The 19,946-nt window shown below is 63.5% G+C and carries 20 protein-coding genes; 13 read left to right on the top strand and 7 right to left on the bottom strand.

What is annotated here, in order from left to right; all coding sequences use genetic code 11:
- The first annotated feature begins 196 nt into the window (after positions 1-196).
- Positions 197-490, top strand: a complete 294-nt coding sequence (locus tag GEU84_RS03390; RefSeq protein ID WP_152824058.1) for a hypothetical protein — start codon at positions 197-199, stop codon at positions 488-490.
- A 268-nt stretch (positions 491-758) separates the two neighbouring features.
- On the opposite strand, the gene GEU84_RS03385 is transcribed toward GEU84_RS03390, so the two are convergent.
- Positions 759-2,699, bottom strand: coding sequence for a calcium-binding protein (locus GEU84_RS03385; protein WP_152824057.1), 1,941 nt, complete (start codon positions 2,697-2,699; stop codon positions 759-761).
- A gap of 536 nt (positions 2,700-3,235) precedes the next feature.
- Complete coding sequence (locus GEU84_RS03380) at positions 3,236-4,309, bottom strand: tyrosine-type recombinase/integrase (protein ID WP_152824056.1); 1,074 nt, start codon at positions 4,307-4,309, stop codon at positions 3,236-3,238.
- Positions 4,310-4,421: 112 nt separating this feature from the next.
- Here GEU84_RS03380 and dusA point away from each other — a divergent pair, with 112 nt between their 5' ends.
- A complete protein-coding gene (dusA, locus tag GEU84_RS03375; RefSeq protein ID WP_338144747.1) occupies positions 4,422-5,426 on the top strand; it encodes a tRNA dihydrouridine(20/20a) synthase DusA in 1,005 nt (334 codons plus the stop codon).
- A gap of 46 nt (positions 5,427-5,472) precedes the next feature.
- Here dusA and GEU84_RS03370 read toward each other — a convergent pair whose 3' ends face one another.
- Positions 5,473-6,663 (bottom strand): multidrug effflux MFS transporter, encoded by a 1,191-nt coding sequence (locus GEU84_RS03370; RefSeq protein WP_152824054.1) that lies wholly within the window; start codon positions 6,661-6,663, stop codon positions 5,473-5,475.
- 303 nt (positions 6,664-6,966) lie between these two features.
- On the opposite strand from GEU84_RS03370, the gene GEU84_RS03365 reads away from it, so the two are divergent.
- Positions 6,967-7,335 carry a hypothetical protein gene (locus GEU84_RS03365; protein WP_152824053.1) on the top strand — a complete coding sequence of 123 codons (369 nt, stop codon included), beginning with the start codon at positions 6,967-6,969 and terminating at the stop codon, positions 7,333-7,335.
- Between the two features lie 54 nt (positions 7,336-7,389).
- Here GEU84_RS03365 and GEU84_RS03360 read toward each other — a convergent pair whose 3' ends face one another.
- From GEU84_RS03360 to ccmI, 3 genes are read right to left on the bottom strand one after another with little or no spacing between them, the layout of a single operon-like run.
- Positions 7,390-7,620, bottom strand: a complete 231-nt coding sequence (locus tag GEU84_RS03360) for a DUF1289 domain-containing protein (protein WP_152824052.1) — start codon at positions 7,618-7,620, stop codon at positions 7,390-7,392.
- A 14-nt stretch (positions 7,621-7,634) separates the two neighbouring features.
- Positions 7,635-8,120, bottom strand: coding sequence for a Holliday junction resolvase RuvX (gene ruvX, locus GEU84_RS03355; RefSeq protein WP_152824051.1), 486 nt, complete (start codon positions 8,118-8,120; stop codon positions 7,635-7,637).
- The gene (ccmI, locus tag GEU84_RS03350) at positions 8,117-9,355 is read right to left on the bottom strand and encodes a c-type cytochrome biogenesis protein CcmI (protein WP_152824050.1); all 1,239 of its coding nucleotides are present in this window, start codon (positions 9,353-9,355) and stop codon (positions 8,117-8,119) included. Before ccmI ends, ruvX begins: the two co-directional genes overlap by 4 nt.
- A 312-nt stretch (positions 9,356-9,667) precedes the next feature.
- Between ccmI and GEU84_RS03345 the strand changes: the two genes are divergently transcribed.
- The 9 genes from GEU84_RS03345 to GEU84_RS03305 all read left to right on the top strand — a co-directional run bounded on the left by GEU84_RS03345 (position 9,668) and on the right by GEU84_RS03305 (position 17,544).
- Positions 9,668-10,915: a sarcosine oxidase subunit beta family protein gene (locus tag GEU84_RS03345; RefSeq protein WP_152824049.1), complete on the top strand. Its 1,248-nt coding sequence runs from the start codon at positions 9,668-9,670 to the stop codon at positions 10,913-10,915.
- A 91-nt stretch (positions 10,916-11,006) separates the two neighbouring features.
- Entirely contained in the window at positions 11,007-11,192 is a 186-nt protein-coding gene (locus GEU84_RS03340) for a hypothetical protein (protein ID WP_152824048.1), read from the top strand.
- Between the two features lie 81 nt (positions 11,193-11,273).
- Positions 11,274-11,549 (top strand): hypothetical protein, encoded by a 276-nt coding sequence (locus GEU84_RS03335; protein WP_152824047.1) that lies wholly within the window; start codon positions 11,274-11,276, stop codon positions 11,547-11,549.
- On the top strand, positions 11,543-11,866 hold the full coding sequence (locus GEU84_RS03330) for a sarcosine oxidase subunit delta (RefSeq protein ID WP_152824046.1): 324 nt from the start codon (positions 11,543-11,545) through the stop codon (positions 11,864-11,866). Before GEU84_RS03335 ends, GEU84_RS03330 begins: the two co-directional genes overlap by 7 nt.
- On the top strand, positions 11,863-14,859 hold the full coding sequence (locus GEU84_RS03325; protein WP_152824045.1) for a sarcosine oxidase subunit alpha family protein: 2,997 nt from the start codon (positions 11,863-11,865) through the stop codon (positions 14,857-14,859). Before GEU84_RS03330 ends, GEU84_RS03325 begins: the two co-directional genes overlap by 4 nt.
- Positions 14,852-15,415 carry a sarcosine oxidase subunit gamma gene (locus tag GEU84_RS03320; RefSeq protein ID WP_420899261.1) on the top strand — a complete coding sequence of 188 codons (564 nt, stop codon included), beginning with the start codon at positions 14,852-14,854 and terminating at the stop codon, positions 15,413-15,415. Before GEU84_RS03325 ends, GEU84_RS03320 begins: the two co-directional genes overlap by 8 nt.
- A 140-nt stretch (positions 15,416-15,555) precedes the next feature.
- Entirely contained in the window at positions 15,556-15,954 is a 399-nt protein-coding gene (locus tag GEU84_RS03315; RefSeq protein WP_152824044.1) for a hypothetical protein, read from the top strand.
- 104 nt (positions 15,955-16,058) lie between these two features.
- The gene (locus tag GEU84_RS03310) at positions 16,059-16,658 is read left to right on the top strand and encodes a superoxide dismutase (RefSeq protein ID WP_152824043.1); all 600 of its coding nucleotides are present in this window, start codon (positions 16,059-16,061) and stop codon (positions 16,656-16,658) included.
- Between the two features lies 1 nt (position 16,659).
- Positions 16,660-17,544: a metallophosphoesterase gene (locus GEU84_RS03305; protein WP_152824042.1), complete on the top strand. Its 885-nt coding sequence runs from the start codon at positions 16,660-16,662 to the stop codon at positions 17,542-17,544.
- Positions 17,545-17,576: 32 nt separating this feature from the next.
- On the opposite strand, the gene GEU84_RS03300 is transcribed toward GEU84_RS03305, so the two are convergent.
- Positions 17,577-18,131, bottom strand: coding sequence for an LOG family protein (locus GEU84_RS03300; RefSeq protein ID WP_152824041.1), 555 nt, complete (start codon positions 18,129-18,131; stop codon positions 17,577-17,579).
- A 98-nt stretch (positions 18,132-18,229) separates the two neighbouring features.
- Between GEU84_RS03300 and GEU84_RS20950 the strand changes: the two genes are divergently transcribed.
- Positions 18,230-19,858 (top strand): LysM peptidoglycan-binding domain-containing protein, encoded by a 1,629-nt coding sequence (locus GEU84_RS20950; RefSeq protein ID WP_241427556.1) that lies wholly within the window; start codon positions 18,230-18,232, stop codon positions 19,856-19,858.
- The last annotated feature ends 88 nt before the right edge of the window (positions 19,859-19,946 follow it).

The following is a 19,946-nucleotide window of genomic DNA, read 5'->3' as shown; positions in this document are numbered from 1 at the left end:
GCTTCATGACAGACCCGAAATTGCAAGGTTTCGGCGGAAATTATACAAAACCTTGCAGACCATGGCGAGAAAAACCGCAACGTTTCAGCGCAAAATCAATAGCATAGGTGTTATTCAGGACGAACTACATCACCGGCCACAATGACCACGCGAACCGGGCCTGCCCGGGCTTCAAGGTCAAGCAATGGTTGGCGGCATGATCGCCGGGGTGAAGCGGGCGGCGGGCCTCGCCCTGCTGGCCGTGATCCTGATCGGACATGCCTATTACTGGCGCGAGCGGGCGAACGGGCTGGCGGGCGAACTGGCGGCGGCAGAGGCCGAAGTCACCGCCTACCAGCGGTCAGCCGAAGTCCACCGCGCGCATCTGAAGCGCATGGAAGCCGAAGCCGCCCGCTGGGCGGGCATCGAACACGATCTGAAATCCTTGGAGGGACGCGATGAACCGCTGTCTGATAGCCTGCGCGCTGCTGCTCAGCGGCTGTGGAACTGAACCGGCGGGAATTGTGGTGCCAGCCGATCTGCTGATTCCCGCGCCAGGGTGGACCGGCCCGGTGCCGCGCACCGCAGGGGAGCTGATGGATGCCGTGGCGGCGGAGAAGCGGGGGCGGGAGTTGGCGAACGCTCGGACTGAAACAGTCGCCAACCTGCTTGCGACAACAATACTTCAATACGAAGACCTAGTCTCGGCGGAGCAACGCCAAGCCCAATAATTCTGATTGAAAAACTATCAGACCTCCTCTCAAGGCCGCGAAGAGGTACTAAAGCATCACGGAGAAATCACCATTGCCAGTCAAAGTTTGCCCGGAAAAGCTACCCCCTGCTAAAAAGTATCCATACATCTCTGCGCTCGGAACAATGCCATGGTGCCAGTAAAGCAACTGATACTCATCTTCGTATTCAGTTGCAGGCACTGTTTCAGAATAGTCATAGTTTTCACTCGTCAACTCATGTCCATAGTTGCCCTCAACGTATCCGTCAGGACCAGGATACCGCTCAAGATCAAAGAACCAGTTATCATCGCTATCGTAATTCAACCTATACACTTCTTCGACATTCTGATAAGTGGCGCCGAGTACGGAACCGCTTAGGCCAAATCCGGCACCAGATCGCATGCCTGCTATGCCAATTAACCACCCATCGCTCCCTCCAGCACTGACATACTGCTGAATCATTCCTGCAACAGGGTTGTAAACGAAGCTGACCCCTAGGGCACCGCCCCCAATATATAGTCTATCAGAGGAGTCTGGGTTGATAATCACCGCTGAAATATGAGCCCAACTACTAACCCCAGCTATATCGCTCAAATCAAGTAGATGGAAATTTTCCTCTGTAATATTAGGGGCATCTATTACCAATATCCCCTCTAAATTGCGCCCAGAAAGATGCACTTCATCGGCGCCATCTCCAGCCCAAATAACCATTGGAGCAATTGATGTGTCGATATAGATCGAGTCGCTTCCTGCCCCTCCTGCAATGTAACGTGTAGTTCCACCAAAGCCATAGATGGTGTCGTCACCACTGCCAGCAACGATAGACTCTACTTCGCTTGATTCCATATCAACAATAAGTGGCAAAGGACCTGACTCGGCCTCGACTGCGACTAGGCGGTCAAAGCCATTCCCTCCGAAGATAATTGCATCGGACGCGTCGATATACATTACATCATCGTCATTGCCGCCGTACAGTCCATCGTCACCGCCCCCGCCATGCAGCGCATCTGCTCCGTCTCCGCCAAACAAAAAGTCGTCGCCAAGACCGCCCGCCAAAAAGTCAAGCCCTTCTGCGCCGATTACCTCGTCGTCACCGGCTTCGCCAAATAGATGGTCGTCACCTGCGCCACCGTCGATAGTGTCGTTGCCAACAAAACCGTATACGAAGTCATTTCCCACCCCGGATTGGATAAGATCGTCTGTACTCCCGCTGGCATACACGCCAATTATGAGGTCGCTCTGAATAGAAGTGTTGTTACTCGTATTAACGTTGCGCCCAGGGGCAGTAGATATGCCGTCTGACTCCGCTGCTAATAGTACAATATCGACGGTATTGCCCAGGGTCCAGCTGATGACGTCGCCTTGAAGAATACCCGAAAACTCATCCAACACAGATGATGCAGTCCTCAGCGCTGGGCTATCGCCCGCAAAAGTTGCTGGTATGGATGATGCGTATGAAGTGCGCTCAGTGTAAGATGATCCTTCAATTTCATTATAAACTGCATTTTCAAAGATGACGGCACCACCTTGGTAGGCAGCCTGTGGCGTGTCGGTGGCTCCCGAAAGGTTTGCGGTCGTATCACCAATACCATATAGAATATGGAAAAATTCATGTGCTAGCACCCGCGCGAAGTTGAGCTGTTGCACATACCCATTGTTGTCGATAATGGACCCGTTATCATTATGGCTGAGGGCAACAATTCCTGTCACGCCAGACGGCAAAACAGAGCCCCAAAACGCCTGCGGTCGATTGGTATCGGAAACATCGATCCAAATTTCATCGGGGCCTGTTAGCCTTGCAATAGCCGAAGAGAATGTCGGGCTGTTGTCATGCAGATACTGGAGCGCATTGATCAAATCAGACAGCCTAGCCGTACTAATTGCATAGTCGTCGTCGTCTATGTCTTCAAGATTCGACACATTGGTTTCTCCAGTGTCAAATCCTCTAATAATATTGCTATCAAACAGGTCTTGAATCTCGTTCGCCATGCTGAATTCTATTACTTCTGTCGCTTTGCTTCGGCGTCAGGTTGCTGTTACTCGTCCCCAAGGTTCCTCGTCATCCTGCTAATCTCAACGAACTGAGTGCAGAGCGTCTCACCGCTACAGGAGACTCTTGCGTAGCAGATTCCCTCATGGGAGACTGAAAACCCTCTGCTAGGGTATAACCCGCATAAAACTGTGGTTCCGATTAGGATGCCGCGCAAATCATCTATTCTGTCGCCAATCCTAGGCAGCAGGAATTGTATGGTAAGCGCCTTAGGAGGAAATCCGTCGCCGTAGCTAACACTTATCCGGCCGCCGTCGTCTAGCTCCACGACCGTCCCTATTACTACTTTATGAGGCGGGCCCCAAGTTTCGGAAAATGCAACATTGGACGTAAGCCAAAGAAAAAAAATCGCGCACGAGATCTTCGTCATTTGGCATTCCCGAGAGAATCAACAACCTATGATTGAATGCTGCGAAGCTGAAGTCAAATGATCTTTCTTCTTCGAGCAATCTTGCCAAGAACTGGGTCTAAGCCCTCAAAATATTGAAAGCCAGCGCCACAATACCCACCTGTCCCCCGTCTGCCGCAGATGCGCATACCGCTGCAAACTCTGCCAGCTCCGGTGCCCTGACACGCCCGCCACCACGGGAATCGTCCCGCCCATCTCGAACAGACGCGACACGCCTTCGTGGCGCAGGTCGTGGAAGTGCAGGTCATCAATCTCCAGGAACTTGCAGGCGCGTGTGAACGAGGCGGTGATGGCGTCGGTGGAATAGGGGAAGATTTCCGGCTTCACCTGCGGCATGGCGCGCGCGAACCGCTCGGCCTCGGGCGGCAGGTCAACCCATGTGTCATTGCCCGCCTTGTCGCCGGGGTGCTTCATGTCGCGCACCAGCACGCGGCCAGCTTCCAGATCAGCCCAGCGGATGCGGGTGATTTCCTCCTGCCGCCGCGTAGAGAACAGGGCGAAGGCGCAGACCATGTGCATCGGAAGCGAGCGGCCCCGGGTGTGCTTGTCGGAGAAATGCGTCATCAGCCGGTCCATTTCTGCGATGGTCGGCCGCCGATTGCGCTTGCCAGATTTCGCCGTGACACCCAGCCGCTTGCAGACCATCATCGCCGCCTTCATTTCCATAGGGTCCAGCGGCAGGCCCCAGGCGGGCTTTGCCACCGCAAAGATGGCCGAGAGGTGCGACAGATAATTCTGCACCGTCTGCGGCTGGCGGCCACCGCCTAGCAGGTCTTGCGCGAAGGCCACAATGTCCTGCGAGGTGACGGCGGCGCAGGGCAGGAGGGTGATCTCGTAGCTGAGCATGGTATTAAGCACCTGCGTCTTGGTTCGCCCGATCTTCTTCTCGCTCTCGCTGACATACTTGGTGATGGCATCACCCAGGGTTTCACCCTTCACTTCGGTGCGCGCGCCGCTGATCTTCTCGAACCCGCCGGGCTTTTTGGCTTCCGCCTCTTTCCGCCGCAGCCAGGCTTCGGCAGCCGCGCGCCGCTCGAAGGTGGAGGCAACGGATGCCGCGCTGCCGTCTCGCATGATCCGCAGTTGTGCGGTATAGGACGTGCTGCCGTCCTTCTTACGGCGTTCGGTGATCGTGCCCATGATTTGCTACAAAGCCCCTGATTTTTTGCTACATTGTAGCAAGTCGAAAATCGGGACAAGCGCAAACCATTGAAAACACGCCGGAAATGAAATCGAGACGGAGCGCGGCGAAGTGAGCAAAACAACAGAAAAACCAAATAAAAACAACGCTCACATGCTTTCCGTGGCTCCGATGATGGACTGGACGGACCGGCATTGCCGCCATTTCCACCGCCAGTTCACCCGGCGCGCGATGCTATATACCGAGATGGTCACGGCGGCGGCGGTGATCCATGGGCCGCGTGACCGGCTGCTGGGGCATGGCGCGGCAGAGCATCCGGTGGCCCTGCAACTGGGTGGCTCCGACCCGGCGGAACTGGCGCAGGCGGTGCGGCTGGCGGTGCCTTATGGCTATGACGAGATCAACCTGAATGTGGGCTGCCCGTCAGACCGGGTGCAGTCGGGCTGTTTTGGCGCGGTGCTGATGGAACGGCCCGCGCTGGTCGCCGAATGCGTGGCGGCGATGATCGGCGAAAGCCCGGTGCCTGTCACGGTGAAATGCCGCATCGGCGTGGATGACCAGGTGCCCGAACAGGTGCTGCCCGCGTTCATCGACCAGATCGCGCAGGCCGGGGTGCGGCATGTCATCATCCATGCGCGCAAGGCCTGGCTTCAGGGCCTCAGCCCCAAGGAAAACCGTGAAATCCCGCCGCTGGATTATCCTTTGGTGCTGGCGATGAAGGCCGCTTTCCCGCAGTTGACCATCTGCATCAACGGCGGCGTGACCACCTTGGCGCAGGCCAAAGACCTGCTGGATCAGGGGCTTGATGGCGTGATGGTGGGCCGTGCGGCCTATCACGACCCCGGCGCTGTGCTGCTGGGGGCAGATGCGCTGTGGGGCGATGATTTTGCGCCGGATGCTGTTCAGGTCATTGATGCCATGCGGCCCTACATCGCCGGGCATCTGGCTGAGGGCGGGCGGCTGCACCAGATCACCCGGCACATGCTGGGCCTTTTTGCGGGCCAGCCCGGGGCGCGGGGCTGGCGGCGCGTGCTGTCAGAGGGGGCCACGCGGCCCGGCGCGGGGCTTGACCTTTTGGACCGCGCACTAGAGGCGGTGCAGGCCCGCGCGGCGTGAACCGCGCAGGCGGCGGTCGGGCAGGGCCTGTGCCCGCCCGCGCCGGTCAGGCCAGCGCGGGCTGGCGCACCACCACCACCCGGCTCAGCACAAGGGCCAGCACCCCGCACAGCGCAATCGCCGCCAGCATCGGCACCACCGTGCCGTCAAAGAACGGCCCGGTGACGGCAATCATCGCGCCGCCCGCCAGCATCTGCAACGTGCCGCCCAGCGAGGAGGCCAGCCCCGCATGCTCGCCATGTTCCTCCAGCGCCAGCACCATCGTGGTGGGGATCACCAGCCCCAGGCAGGCATTTGCCAGGAACAGGCCGCCGATCACCACCGGCAGGCTGGTCAGCCCCAGAAGCGCAACCACGAACAAACCCACGGTAAAGGCCGCAAAGCCGGCCGTGGCCCACAGCGCCACCGTCACGGCCCCGTGTTTCTGCCCCAGCCCCGCCGCCATCTGCGAAGCGGCAAAGAACCCCAGCGCATTCACCGCAAAGGCCAGCGAGAACCCGGTGGGCGAAAGGCCGAACGCCTCGGAATAGACAAACGACGCCGAGGCGATGAACACAAAGAAACTCGCCATGCCAAAGCCGCCCAGAAAGGTCAGCCCCAGAAAGCCGCGATGCGTGAGCAGCATCTTTGCCCCGGCCCACAGGGCGGCCACCGAAACCGGTTGGCGCGCCGATGCGGGCAGGGTTTCGGGCAGCACGAACCGCGTCATGGCAAGGCTCGCCAACGCCGCGACCCCAAGAAAGCCGAAGATCGCCCGCCAGTCGGTGACGGCGATCAGCCCCGCCCCCGCCAGCGGCGCCAGCATGGGTGACACGGAAATCACCAGCATGATGGCGGCCATAAGCCGCGTCGCCTCGTGCCCGGTATACAGGTCGCGGATGATGGCGCGCGGCACCACCATCACGGCGGCCCCGCCCAGCCCCTGCACGAACCGCCCCGCCATCAGCGCCTCGGGCGAGGTGGCAAAGGTGCAGATCACCGAACCGATGATGAAAATCGCCAGCCCCGCATACAGCGGCACGCGCCGCCCGGCCTGATCGGCCCAGGGGCCATAGATCAGCTGTGCGAGGCCAAAGGCGATGAAATAGGCGGTGATCGTGCCCTGCATCGCAGGCACGGTCGCGCCGATGTCGTCGGCAATCGCGGGCATCGCGGGCAGATACATGTCGATGGCAAAAGGCCCGACTGTGGACAGCGCGCCCAGCACAAGTGCCTGACGCAAAAGCGGGGAGGACATGGGGGATTTCCTTGGCAGAGGGGAGGAGGCAGGCAAGCGGGGCGCAAAAATGCAACAGGAAAAGCGGGCCGGTTACAGACCGGGTCCGGCGGCTGGGCCCGGCGCACATTGCAAGGGGCTGTGGTGTGGCTGGCCGGGCCGCGCCGCCTTCTACACCCGATCGACGCCGGGTGAAAGGGGCCGCCCCCGATGCGTTTTCATCTTGGCCCAAATATCCCCGCCGGAGGCCTCTGCCGTTTGCTCCATTGCGAACACTGGCGAAGTTGATCTAGTTGACGATATGTCCAACTGTCCGGGTTCGCGATGACACAAGCATTGCCCAAGCCAAGAGTTAAACTATCAAAGCTGCGCGACATTGGCTGGCGTCTGTGGGATCCGATAGGTCTTCTTGGGTCAGGCGGGCATTTCACTGGAAAATGGACCGACGAAGCGAACGCGAAATTTGCGAATGAGTATGATAGCTATCTGATTTCCGCCGCTTGCCAGTTGCGGGACGGCGAGGCGCGCGATCAGGTCGTCAAATACCTCGTTCAGATAGAGTCAGACTACATGGGGCTTGGAAGACGCCCGACAAGTCAAGCACGGGCTGAAGCAGTTGTAGCCGCAATACTGGCTGATGAAACAATCTGGACTTACCCCGATGACGAGGGAAGGTTCGAACGGCACGCATAACTGATCCGTCTCGCAAGTAACATTTGCTCATGCACCGGGCAGGTCACACCTGTTTCAGTGATCCAGCCGCCCGGCCCGGCCGCCGCGGCGTTTTGCCAGACGCGGCGCGCGCGAGGGCAGGTCTTCCATGATCTCGGCCCGGGCCTCACGCGCCAGTTGCGACCAGACGGCGATTTCGTCGATGGTGCGGAAGCACCCCACGCAGATGCGCTCTTCGGGGTGGATCACGCACAGCTTCACGCAGGGCGAGGCGATCTCGTCGCGTTCCCACAGGTCATCTTTCAACGGGTCGGTGTCCTTCAACCTTCGGTCTCCCGGCGCATATGGCCCATCCGGTCCAGCACTCCTTGCAGGATATACCCGGCGGCCACATGGTCGATCACCTCTTTGCGGCGTTTGCGTGACGTATCCGCCTCCAGAAGCGCCCTTTCGGCGGCCACGGTGGACAGGCGTTCATCCCAGAACCCGATGGGCAAGGGCGTCAGCCGCGCCAGATTGCGGGCAAAGGCGCGGGTGGCCTGGGCGCGCGGGCCTTCCGATCCGTCCATGTTGCGCGGCAGGCCCAGGATCAGCCCCGCCAGCCCGCGCTGCGCGATCAGCGCCAACAGGTGTGCGGCATCTTCGGTGAATTTCACCCGGCGGATGGTCAAAAGCGGGGTCGCCACATTGCGCAGCCCGTCCGACACAGCCACGCCGATGGTCTTTTCGCCAAAATCCAGCCCCGCCAGCGCGCCATGCCGGGGCAGGGCGGTCACGAAATCCTCCACCCGGTCATGGATGTTCATTCGGCCAACCCGGCATCTTCGGTGACTCCGGCCTGTTCCGCCGCAGACTGCAACGCCGCCAGATCGGCGGTGCGGCCCTGAAACCGGCCCTGCGCCTCGGCATAGATGGCGGCGGCGCGGTCGGTCTGGCCCAATACGCCATAAGCCGCGATCAGCCGCGCCCAGTCGGCGGCAGGCCCGCCTTCGGTCGCCAGCCGGTCGGACAATTGCGCCACCATGCCTTCGATCATCGCCTGCCGGTCGGCGTCCGTCATATCTGCCGCAGCCTCGACATCCGCCGCCGAAGGGCCGGGCAGCGCGGTGTCGGGCAGCGCGTAATCGACGCCTGCGCGCCGCGCCATGTCGCCGATCTGCGCGCGCAGCGCAGGCAGCCAGGGCGCGTCAGGCCCCGAGCTTTCCAGCAGCCCGCGCCAGATCTGAAAGGCCAGGTCGGGCCGCCCGGTCTGCGCCAGCATCAGGCCGGAATAATACCGCGCCAGCCCGTCCTGCGGATCGCGCCGCAACGCCTCGGTCAGCGCAGACTCGGCCTCGGGCGACACATAGCCCCCGGCGGCCAGGATCAGAAGTTCGGCCAGTGCGGCATGGTCGGCGGCGCTGTCACCCGGGGCCTTCAGCGCGATTACCTGCGCCTGCGCGGCGGCAGCCTCGGAAAAGCGGCCCAGTTGCGCTTCGTTCCGGGCCAGCAGTTCCTGGCCTTGCAGGTCGCCCGGGCGGCTGGCCACGGCGCCGCGCAGCTTTTCCATCAGATCCAGAAAGGCGGGGTCGGCGTCTGGCGACACGGATGCGGGCATCGAAGCCTCAGCCTCGGCCTGTGCGGGCCGGTTGGTGCGCAACACCTCGGCCTGCGCGATGCGGGCGGCCATGGGCATGTCGGGATAGCCGGGCGCGCCCAGCCGCGCATAGCCCCAGACCGCAGCGCCCAGCACCACCAGCATCAGCCCGGCAGCCAGCGGCAAGCCGCGCCCGCCAAGGGCCGCCGGGCCGCCCCGTTGTGCCGCGCGGTCAGCCTCCAGCACCCGGCGCGACACTTCGGCGCGCAGGCGGCCGGCCTCGTCTGCGGCGATGATGCCGCGCGCCAGATCGCGGTCCACCTCGGCCAGCTGATCGCGGTAAACGCGCATGTCCTGCGCTGCCGTATCATCGGGTTGCCCGCCACGCCGCAACGCCGCCAGCAGCACCAACGCCACCGCCAGCGTCACCGCCCCCGCCACGCCCCAGAACACTACCACGCCCATGCCGCCCCCTTTGCCTTGCCCCATGTAAGCCCTGCCAGCCCCGGGCAAAAGCCCCCAATCGGTCGCATCCCGCCGCCATGCCGCAAAAGCGTCCCCGCGCCGCGCAAAAGGCTGGTGCAGGGCCACGCGTGGCGCATGGCGCAAAAGCGTCCCCGCGCCGTGCAAAAGGCTGGCACAGGGCCACGCGTGGCGCATGGCGCAAAAGCGTCGCAGGCCGATGTCGCATTTCGCCCCAGAGTGCCGCTTGCGGCGGGGGCGAATTCGGTGTCCCGTTCCAGAAGACAGGTCAGACCCGCCACGGGGAGTCGGCAGATGAAACGCTATTCGGTATTCGCCATCGCGCGTGAGGCCTTGCGCCACCACACCGGCTGGGAAAAGGCCTGGGCCTCGCCCGCGCCGCGCGCCAGCTATGATGTGGTCATCGTGGGGGCCGGGGGGCATGGTCTTGCGACCGCCTATTATCTGGGCAAGAATTTCGGCATCACCAATGTGGCAGTGATCGAAAAGGGCTGGCTGGGCGGCGGCAACACCGGGCGCAACACCACGATCATCCGGTCGAACTATCTGCAAGACCCCTCGGCCGCGCTTTATGAAAAGGCGCGCAGCCTGTATGAGACGCTGAGCCAGGAACTGAACTACAACATCATGTTCAGCCCCCGGGGCCTGTTGATGCTGGCCCAGACGCATCACGAGGTGCGCGGTTATCTGCGCACCGTGCATGCCAACATGCTGCAAGGGGTGACGACCGAATACATCGGGCCGCAGCGGGTGAAGGAACTGGTGCCGATCATCAACATCGACGGGCCGCGTTACCCGGTGCTGGGCGCGCTTTATCAGGCGCGCGGCGGCACGGCGCGGCATGATGCCGTGGCCTGGGGCTATGCGCGCGCCTGTTCGGCCATGGGCATGCACATCATCCAGCAATGCGAGGTGAAGGGCGTGCGGTCGGAAGGCGGCCAGGTGACGGGGGTGGAGACGACCAAAGGCTTCATCGGTTGCAAGAAGCTGGGCATCGTGGTGGCAGGCCATTCGGGGCAGGTGGCCGAAATGGCTGGCTTCCGTCTGCCGGTCGAGGCTGTGGCGCTTCAGGCGCTGGTATCCGAGCCGATCAAGCCCTGCATGGATGTGGTCGTCATGGCCAACACCGTGCATGGCTACATGAGCCAGTCCGACAAGGGCGAGATGGTGATCGGCGGCGGCACCGACGGGTTCAACAACTACACCCAGCGCGGGTCGTTCCACCATATCGAGGAAACGCTGCGCGCGCTGGTCGAAACCTTCCCGATGATTTCCCGGCTGAAAATGCTGCGCCAGTGGGGCGGCATCGTGGACATGACCGGCGACCGATCCCCCATCCTGTCGAAAACCCCGCTGGGCAATTGCTTCATCAACTGCGGCTGGGGCACCGGCGGGTTCAAGGCCATTCCCGGGTCGGGCTGGGCGATGGCCGAACTGATGGCCAAGGGCGAGCCGGGGCCGCTGGCTGCCGAATTCGGCATGGAACGGTTCCGCGAGGGGCGGTTCATCGACGAATCCGTGGCGGCGGGGGTGGCGCATTGATGCCGATGCCGCAGCACACTGACAGGCTTGTCACTTTGCGCGGGCGCTGCGGCGGCCTATCTGTGCTGCACCCAGCCACGGAGAGCCGCCCATGCGCCGCCGCCTTGCCGACCTCCTGCCCACCGCCGCCAGCCTGCAACGCCGCGCCCCCGCCATCGCCGGTTTCGTCTTTGGCGCGGCATTGCAGCTTGTCGCGGCAGGCATGGCCATGGCGATCACCTCGGGCGGGCTGTCGGACAACCCCGCGCCAAGAGCATCGGTGTATTTCCAGTTCTGACTGGGTGGCGGCGTTCGAAATCGAGCGGTTCCGCGAAGGGCGGTTCATTGCTGAATCGGTGTTGGCGGAGGTGGCGCATTGATGGCGGTATTGACCACCAAAGTCACGCCTCTCATTGCAGAGCAAATGGCTGACAAGAACTACAGCTACCAGTCTATTTGGAAACATTTGAAATCCGGTCCTGAGCAAGCAAAACCTTTGACTTGGGCATGCAATACGTTGGGTTTTGAATACGATCCCGCAGACGATACGTTTGCGGTCTATGTCACTTGGTCAGACGCAGAAGCGGTCAAGCTTAAGACGCCAGATTTCCTTAAGGAATTGGCAAAAAACGCAAGAGGAGCACCACAATGCTAACCCTTGAATGCCCCTACTGCGGCGTCAAAGCCGAGGAAACCGAACTCACCCCCGGATACGAGGCGCATTTGAAACGCTTTGGCCCCGGCTCGTCGGACGATGATTTCGAATCCTACATGTTCGCGCGCAAGAACCCCAAGGGCGTGCATTTTGAGCGCTGGCGGCATGCCTATGGCTGCGGCAAGTGGTTTCTGGCTGCGCGCTGCACTGTGACGCTGGAGGTGTTCGGCACCTATCCCGCACAGCTGGGCGAGCCGCCCGCCGATATCATTGCCAAGATCACCGCCAAACGCCCCGGCTGGGAAGGTTACAAATGACCACACGTCTTGCCTCCGGTGGCCGTCTGATCGACCGTTCGACGGCCCATGAATTCACCTTCAACGGCAAGCGGATGGGCGGTTTTGCCGGTGACACGCTGGCCGCCGCCCTGCTGGCCAATGACCAGATGCTGGTGGGCCGCAGCTTCAAATACCACCGCCCGCGCGGCGTGGTGGCTGCCGGGCCGGAAGAGCCGAACGCGCTGGTCAATCTGGGCGCAGGCGCGCGGCTGGAGCCGAACCAGCGCGCCACCACGACGGAACTGTTCGAAGGGCTGGAGGCGGGCAGCCAGAACCACTGGCCCAGCCTCGATTTCGACATCGGCATCCTGAACAATTACGCGGCCAAACTGCTGCCCGCCGGCTTCTATTACAAGACCTTCATTCACCCGCGCGCCTTCTGGAAACATGTGTTCGAACCGATCGTGCGGCAATCCGCCGGTCTGGGCAAAGCGCCGAAAGACCGCGACGCGGATCGCTATGAACAGGCCTATGCCTTTGCCGATGTGCTGGTGGTGGGCGGCGGGATTGCGGGCTTGCAAGCGGCTTTGGTGGCCGGGCAATCCGGTGCACGGGTGATGCTGCTGGAACAGACCGCGCATTGGGGCGGGCGTGCCCCGGTGGATGGCGTGACGGTGGACGGCCAGTCTGCGGATGAATGGGTGAAGAACGCCGTTCAAGCCCTTGAACGGATGGAGAATGTGACCCTGCGCCTGCGTTGCTGCGGGGCAGGGGTCTATGACCATGGCTATGTGCTGGCAGATGAGAGAGTGGCCGATCACACCCCCGGCGACGGGCGGCCCAAACACCGGCTCTGGCGCATCCGGGCGGGCAGGATCATTACCGCCACGGGGGCGATCGAGCGGCCTTTGTCTTTTGCGGGCAATGACATACCCGGCGTGATGCTGGCGGCTGCGGTGCGCGATTATGTGGTGAACTTCGCCATATCGCCCGGCGACCGCACGGTGGTGGTGACGAACAACGACGACGCCTACCGCACGGCGATTGCGCTGCATCAGGCGGGGCTGGTGGTGCCGGTGATCGTCGATGCGCGCGCGCAGGCCAATGGCGCGCTGCCGATGCAGGCCCGCGCGCTGGGGATACGGGTGGAAACCGGCAAGGCGATTGCCAAGGTCAAGGGCGGCAAGCGCGTGACCGGCGTGGCGCTTTGTGCCCAGGCCGGTGAGGGCGCGGTGCTGGAAGAGGTAGCCTGTGAGGCTGTGGCCATGTCGGGCGGCTGGTCGCCCGTCGTGCATCTGTGGAGCCATTGCGGCGGCAAGCTGACATGGGATGCCGCGAACGCGCATTTCCGCCCCGATGCCACACGCCCGCCGACCACCGATGACGGCAGCGCCATGGTGATCGCCGCCGGTGCGGCCAACGGCGCGCTGCTGGCGGGCGATTGTCTGGCCGACGGCCATGCCGCAGGGCTGGCCGCTGTGGGGCAGGCGGGTGCTGCGGCCCCCGAGGCCATTGCCGCCGACGAATCCCCCATGGCCCCGGTCTGGATCATGCCGCAGGGGGCCGCGCCTGCACTGAAGGCAAAGATGTGGCTGGATTATCAGAATGATGTGAAAGTGTCCGACGTGCAGCTTGCCGCGCGCGAAGGGTATGAATCGGTCGAACACACCAAACGCTACACCACGCTGGGCATGGCGACCGATCAAGGAAAACTCAGCAACATCAACGGGCTGGCCGTGCTGGCCGGGGCGCTGAACACAGATATCCCGCAGGTTGGCACCACCACCTTCCGCCCGCCCTATACGCCGGTGACACTGGGTGCACTGGCCGGCGAGGCGCGGGGCGAGATTTTCCAGCCGCTGCGGAAAACGCCGATGCATGGCTGGCACGAGGCGCAGGGTGCCTATTTTGAACCCGTGGGCCTGTGGCGTCGGCCCTATTGCTTTGCCCGCGCGGGCGAATCTCATGCGCAGGCGGTGGAGCGTGAGGTGACGAACACCCGCAACGCGCTGGGGCTGCTGGATGCCTCGACCCTTGGCAAGATCGTGGTCAAGGGGCCGGATGCCGGCAAATTCCTTGACATGCTGTATACCGGGGTGATGAGCAATCTGGCGGTGGGCAAATGCCGCTATGGGTTGATGTGTTCGGAATCCGGTTTCCTGATGGATGACGGCGTGGTGGCGCGGATTGATGCCAACACGTTCCTTGTCCACACCACCACCGGCGGGGCTGACCGGATTCACGCGCATATGGAAGACTGGCTGCAATGCGAATGGTGGGATTGGCAGGTCTATACCGCCAATGTCACCGAACAATATGCGCAGGTGGCGGTGGTTGGCCCGAACGCGCGCAAGCTGTTGGAAAAGCTGGGCGGGATGGATGTGTCGAAAGACGCGCTGCCGTTCATGACCTGGGCCGATGGCACGTTGGGTGGCTTCCGCGCGCGGGTTTACCGGATCAGCTTTTCAGGTGAACTCAGCTATGAGGTGGCGATTCCGGCCAGCGAGGGGCTGGCGTTCTGGCAGACCTGCGTCGCGGCGGGGGCCGAGTTTGGCGTGATGCCCTACGGCACCGAGGCGCTGCATGTGCTGCGGGCCGAAAAGGGCTTCATCATGATTGGCGATGAAACCGATGGCACGGTGATACCGCAGGATCTGAACCTGGGCTGGGCGATCTCGAAGAAGAAGGCCGATTATCTGGGCAAGCGGGGGCAGGAACGCGCCTTCCTCGCCAGCCCCGACCGCTGGACATTGGTGGGGCTGGAAACGCTGGACGGATCGGTGATCCCCGACGGGGCCTATGCCGTGACCGAGGGCACCAACGCCAATGGCCAGCGCAATACCGAAGGCCGCGTGACGTCCACCTATTATTCCCCCACGCTGAAACGCGGCATTGCCATGGGGCTGGTGCGGCACGGCGCCAGCCGGATGGGCGAGACGGTGGAATTTCCCAAGGTGGGTGGCGGATCGGTCAAGGCAAAGATCGTCGATCAGGTGTTTTATGACAAGGACGGGGCCAGGCAGAATGTTTGACGCAAGCCACATGCCGCAAAGCGCCCTTGGCGGCGCGGTGTTTGACGGTTTCGCCCGGGTGCAGGAAATCGGCCCCTTGGGCATGATCAGCCTGCGCTGTGCGCTGGATCATCCCGCCTGCCCCGCAGCCGTGCAGGCGGCGGTGGGGCTGGGCCTGCCCGCACAGCGCCGCATCATCATGGATGGCCAGCGTGCCGTGGGCTGGATGTCGCCCGACGAACTGCTGCTGATCCTGCCCTATGCCGATGCCGCTGCCGCGCTGCAACGGATTGCCGCTGCATTGGACGGCGTGCATCATCTGGCGGTGGATGTGTCGGATGCCCGCGCGGTGTTCCGCATCACCGGGCCTCGGGCCGATCAGGTGCTGACAAAGCTGTGCCCCGTCGATCTGGCAGCACTGGCCCCCGACGAATTGCGCCGCACCCGCGCCGCACAGGTCGCCGCCGCCTTCTGGCGCGAGGGTGACGGCTATACGCTGGTCAGCTTCCGCTCTGTCGCGGGCTATGTCATGGGATTGCTGAGCCATTCCGCACAGCGCGGGTCGGAACTGGGCTGAACCGGCTTTGCCGTTTGGTCTTTGCATGACATGTGCCGCCAGTCAGGCCTGACAGGGTCTTTGAGCCGCCCGCCTGTCGTGGCAACGTGACGCACCGCCCCAGGCCGGGCTTACTGGGCCACATTGCGATGGAGAACGCCATGACCCGAATCCTTGCCGTGCTTGCCTGCCTTTTTGGCGCAGGTGCCGCTGCTGCGGAGCCGGTGATCTATCAATGCGCGATTGCCGAAAGCAACGCGGGTGGCGGCTATCTGTCGCCGCAGGTCATCATTTCGCATGACGCGGCGACGGGCGAGGCGATCGTCTATGATGCGATTGTCCATCATGTGCATGGCAAACCCATTCCGGCAAAGATCGTGCAGGCCGATGCCAAGCGGCTGACGGTGTCATGGCGCGTGACCCTGCGAAACGGCACCGGACAGGTGACGCAGATGAGCTATCGCGCCGTTTACCTGAAGGGATTGAAATCTTTCATGCTGTCGGCCCGACCCTCGGGCTTTGAAGATATTTTCGAGGGGCGCGGCACCTGCAAGTTGTAGCGCCGCAGGCAAAGCGTGCGTGGAACCCAACCCGCCCCTTGACGTTGGTGGATGATAACCTCTTATAGGCGGCGTCCCGCAAGCCTTTTCAAAGGATCTGACCCATGGCCTTCACCCTTCCCGATCTTCCCTATGCCCATGATGCGCTTGCCGCCCTCGGCATGTCCAAGGAAACGCTGGAATACCACCATGACATCCACCACAAGGCCTATGTCGACAACGGCAACAAGCTGATTGCGGGGACCGAGTGGGAAGGCAAGACGGTGGAAGAGATCATCGTCGGCACCTACAACAAGACCGCCGTGGCGCAGAACGGCATCTTCAACAACGCCAGCCAGCACTGGAACCACGCCCAGTTCTGGGAAATGATGGGGCCGAACGGTGCTGCGATGCCGGGCGAGCTGGAATCTGCGCTGACCGAATCCTTTGGTTCCGTCGCCAAGTTCAAGGAAGACTTCGCCGCCGCTGGTGCAGGGCAGTTCGGTTCGGGCTGGGCCTGGCTGGTGAAGGATGCCGATGGCGCGCTGAAAGTCACCAAGACCGAAAACGGCGTGAACCCGCTGTGCTTTGGCCAGACCGCCCTGCTGGGCTGCGATGTGTGGGAACATTCCTATTACATCGACTTCCGCAACAAGCGCCCGGCCTATCTGACCAACTTCCTCGACAAGCTGGTGAACTGGGAAAACGTGGCCTCGCGCCTCTGACATGATCCCGCGCCGCAAGGTGCTGCAAGGTCTGCTGGGGATATCCCTGGCAGGCCTTTTGGCTGCGGTCTGGGGGTTGTGGGCGGAGCCTGTATGGCGGCTGCGGGTAAAGACATGGCGGCTGCAACCGGCGGGCTGGCCGCGCGGGCAAAAGCTGCGCATCGTGATGCTGGCCGACCTGCATGCGGCCTTTCCGCAGATGGGGTTGGCGCGTGTGGCGGATATTGTCAGCCGTGCCAATGCCTTGCAGGGCGACATCATCGTGCTGATGGGCGACTACCGCGCCAGCCACCGCTTTCAGTCCGGTGTGGTGCCGATTGAAACGGTGGCCCCGTTGCTGGCGGGGCTTGTGGCCCCTTTGGGTGTCTGGGCGGTGCAGGGCAACCATGACTGGTGGGATGACCGCGCCGCACAGTCGCGCCGCGCCGGGCCGACCCTGACCGAAGCCGCGATGCAGGCGGCGGGCCTGCCGGTGCTGGAAAACCGCGCGGTCAGGATCGCCGCAGGCGCGGGCGCCTTCTGGTTGGCGGGGCTGGGGTCGCAGATGGCTTTCCTGCGGGGTTACGGCGGTGGCGGGGTGGATGACCTGCCCGCCACGCTGGCGCAGGTGACGGATGATGCCCCGGTGATCCTGCTGGCACATGAGCCCGATATCTTTGCGGCCGCCCCGCCGGTGGCGCTGCAACTGTCAGGCCACACCCATGGCGGGCAGATCCGGCTGTTCGGCTGGGCCCCGGTTGTGCCATCGGCCTATGGCAACCGCTTTGCCTATGGCCATGTCGCCGAGGGCGGGCGCGATCTGGTGGTGTCGGGCGGGCTTGGCTGTTCGGTCCTGCCGGTGCGTTTCGGTTCCCCGCCCGAGATCACGGTGGTTGAACTGTCCTGATCTTGGGGCCGGGGCTGTCCACGGCTCCGCTCTCAGGACAGCGCGGCGCGCAGGGCCGTGCGCAGCGCGGGCACATCTGCGGCCACGCTGAAATAGCCCAGCACCGTATCCTCGGCAAAGCCTTCGGCAATCACATGGCGCAGCAGCGCCAGCAGCGGCTGCCAATAGCCATCGGTATCCAGCAGGATGATCGGTTTGGCATGCAGGCCGATCTGCCGCCATGTCAGCACCTCGAAAAACTCGTCCAGACTGCCGATGCCGCCGGGCAGCACCACGATGGCATCGCAGTTCATGAACATCACCTTCTTGCGCTCATGCATGTCCTCGGTGATGACCAGCTGGCCCAGGTCGCGCTTGCCCTGTTCGCGGGCCAACAGATGCGTGGGGATGACGCCCATCGTGCGCCCGCCCGCCGCCATGGCCGCGCGTGCCACCTCGCCCATCAGTCCCACGTCGCCCGCGCCATAGACCAGCCGCCAGCCCTGCGCCGCTATCAGCGCGCCGGTTTCTGCCGCATCGCGCACATAGGCCGGGCGAAGCCCCGGACGTGAGCCGCAGAAGACACAGACAGAACGGAGCAGGGTCATGGGAATACCTGAAAATAGTTGCCTTTCCCCTTGATAATGGGGTTCTTGTAACAAGGACAAGCAGGGGCCGCAAAAAGGCACCGCAAAGGGGAAGATGAATGGCTGACGGCAAGGCAATGGGGGCGGGGGCGCGCGCCGCCGCTCTGGCAGGTGGTGCGGCGGCGGTGGCTGTGCTGGGCTGGACGATCTGGTCGGCCAACCAGCCGGAACCGGTGGTGGCCCCTGCATCTGTGGCCAATCTGCCCGAGCCCGCGCCCGAGGCTTCCGCCCCCGCGCCGGAAGCCGTGGCAGAGGCCCCGGCAGCAGAGCCCGTGCCAGAGCCTGCCCCCGAGCCAGATCCTGCCCCCGCGCCCGTCCCGCCCGCCTTTGATCTGGTGCGGGTCGAGGCGGACGGGTCTGCCCTGGTCGCGGGCCGTGCGCTGGCCGGGGCCGGGGTGGGCGTGCTGGTGGACGGGGCCGAGGTGGCGTCATCGCCCGCCGATGGGCAGGGCAAGTTCGTGGCGCAGTTCACCCTGCCGCCCAGCAGCAGCCCGCGGGTGGTGACGCTGCTGATGGCGCTGGCGGACGGCAGCAGCATCCCTTCGGTGGAATCCGTGGTGATCGCGCCCACGCCGATGGTGCTTGCCGAAGCCCCAGCCGAGCCCGCGCCAGAACCGGAGCCCGCGCCAGAACCGGAGCCCGCGCCCGCGCCGGAACCCGCGCCGCAGCCCGAGACCGTGGCGGAAAACGTGCCCGTGGCGGAGCCGGAACCCGCGCCAGAACCCGCACCCGTGCCGGAACCCGTGGCCGCGGCCCCCGCCGCCATCCTTCTGACTGACGAGGGCGCAAAAGTGCTGCAACCGGCGGGCGATGTGCCTGCCGAACTGCTGGCCAATGTGTCAATCGACACGATCACCTATTCCCCGGACGGGGCGGTGCTGTTGGCGGGCAAGGGGCAGGCGGCGGCCTTTGTGCGCCTGTATCTGGACAATGCCGAAATGCTGACGGTGCAGGTGGCGGGCGACGGTGGCTGGGCCAGCGAATTGCCTGCGGTGGAGCCGGGGCTTTACACCCTGCGCGCCGACCAGCTTGATGCCGAAGGCACCGTGACATCGCGGTTCGAGACGCCGTTCCAGCGCGAAACGCTGGAGGCTTTGGCCCAGGCCTCGGGGCAGGCGCCGCCGCCCGAACGGTTGGCGGCTGTCGAACCTGATCCCGTGCCGGAAGCTGTGCCCGATCCTGCGCCAGAACCCGCGCCAGAACCCGTCGCTGAAACGCCAGCCGCTCCTCCGCCCGCGCCGTCCGAGGCACCTGAACTTGCCCCCCAGCCGCAGCCGGTTGCCGCACCCGCGGCCGCGCCCGTGGCAGAGCCTACGCCCGCGCCCGTGGCAGAGCCCGCGCCCGCGGCAGAAGCCGCTCCTGAACCCGCCCCCGCAGCGCAGCCTGCGCCCGATCCGGCCCCGCCCGCCGCGCCCGAACCCACCCCACCGCCGCCAGTGGCCCAGGCCGAGGCGGCCCCTGCTGCCGCCGCCCCCGAAACCGCTGTCGCCGCTGCCGCCCCGCCACCGCAGCCGGGCCCGGTCTCTGTCACCGTGCAGCCGGGTTACACGTTGTGGGGCATCGCGCAGGAACGCTTTGGCAACGGCTTTCTGTATGTGCAGGTCTACGAGGCCAACCGCGAGGCCATCCGCAACCCTGACCTGATCTATCCGGGCCAGGTTTTCGCCATACCGGAACCAGCCGAGTAGGCCCGCCGTCACGCGCTTTGCGCCGCATCACGGGCCGGATCTTCTTGCCCGCCTCTGGCCATTCCGCCCGCTGCGCCTTAGGTAAGGC

The sequence above is a fragment of the Fertoeibacter niger genome, assembly GCF_009380135.2.
GTDB classification, from domain to species: Bacteria; Pseudomonadota; Alphaproteobacteria; order Rhodobacterales; family Rhodobacteraceae; genus Fertoeibacter; species Fertoeibacter niger.
The sequence above is the reverse complement of the archived record's forward strand: the minus strand, read 5'-3'. Positions and strand labels throughout refer to the sequence as shown.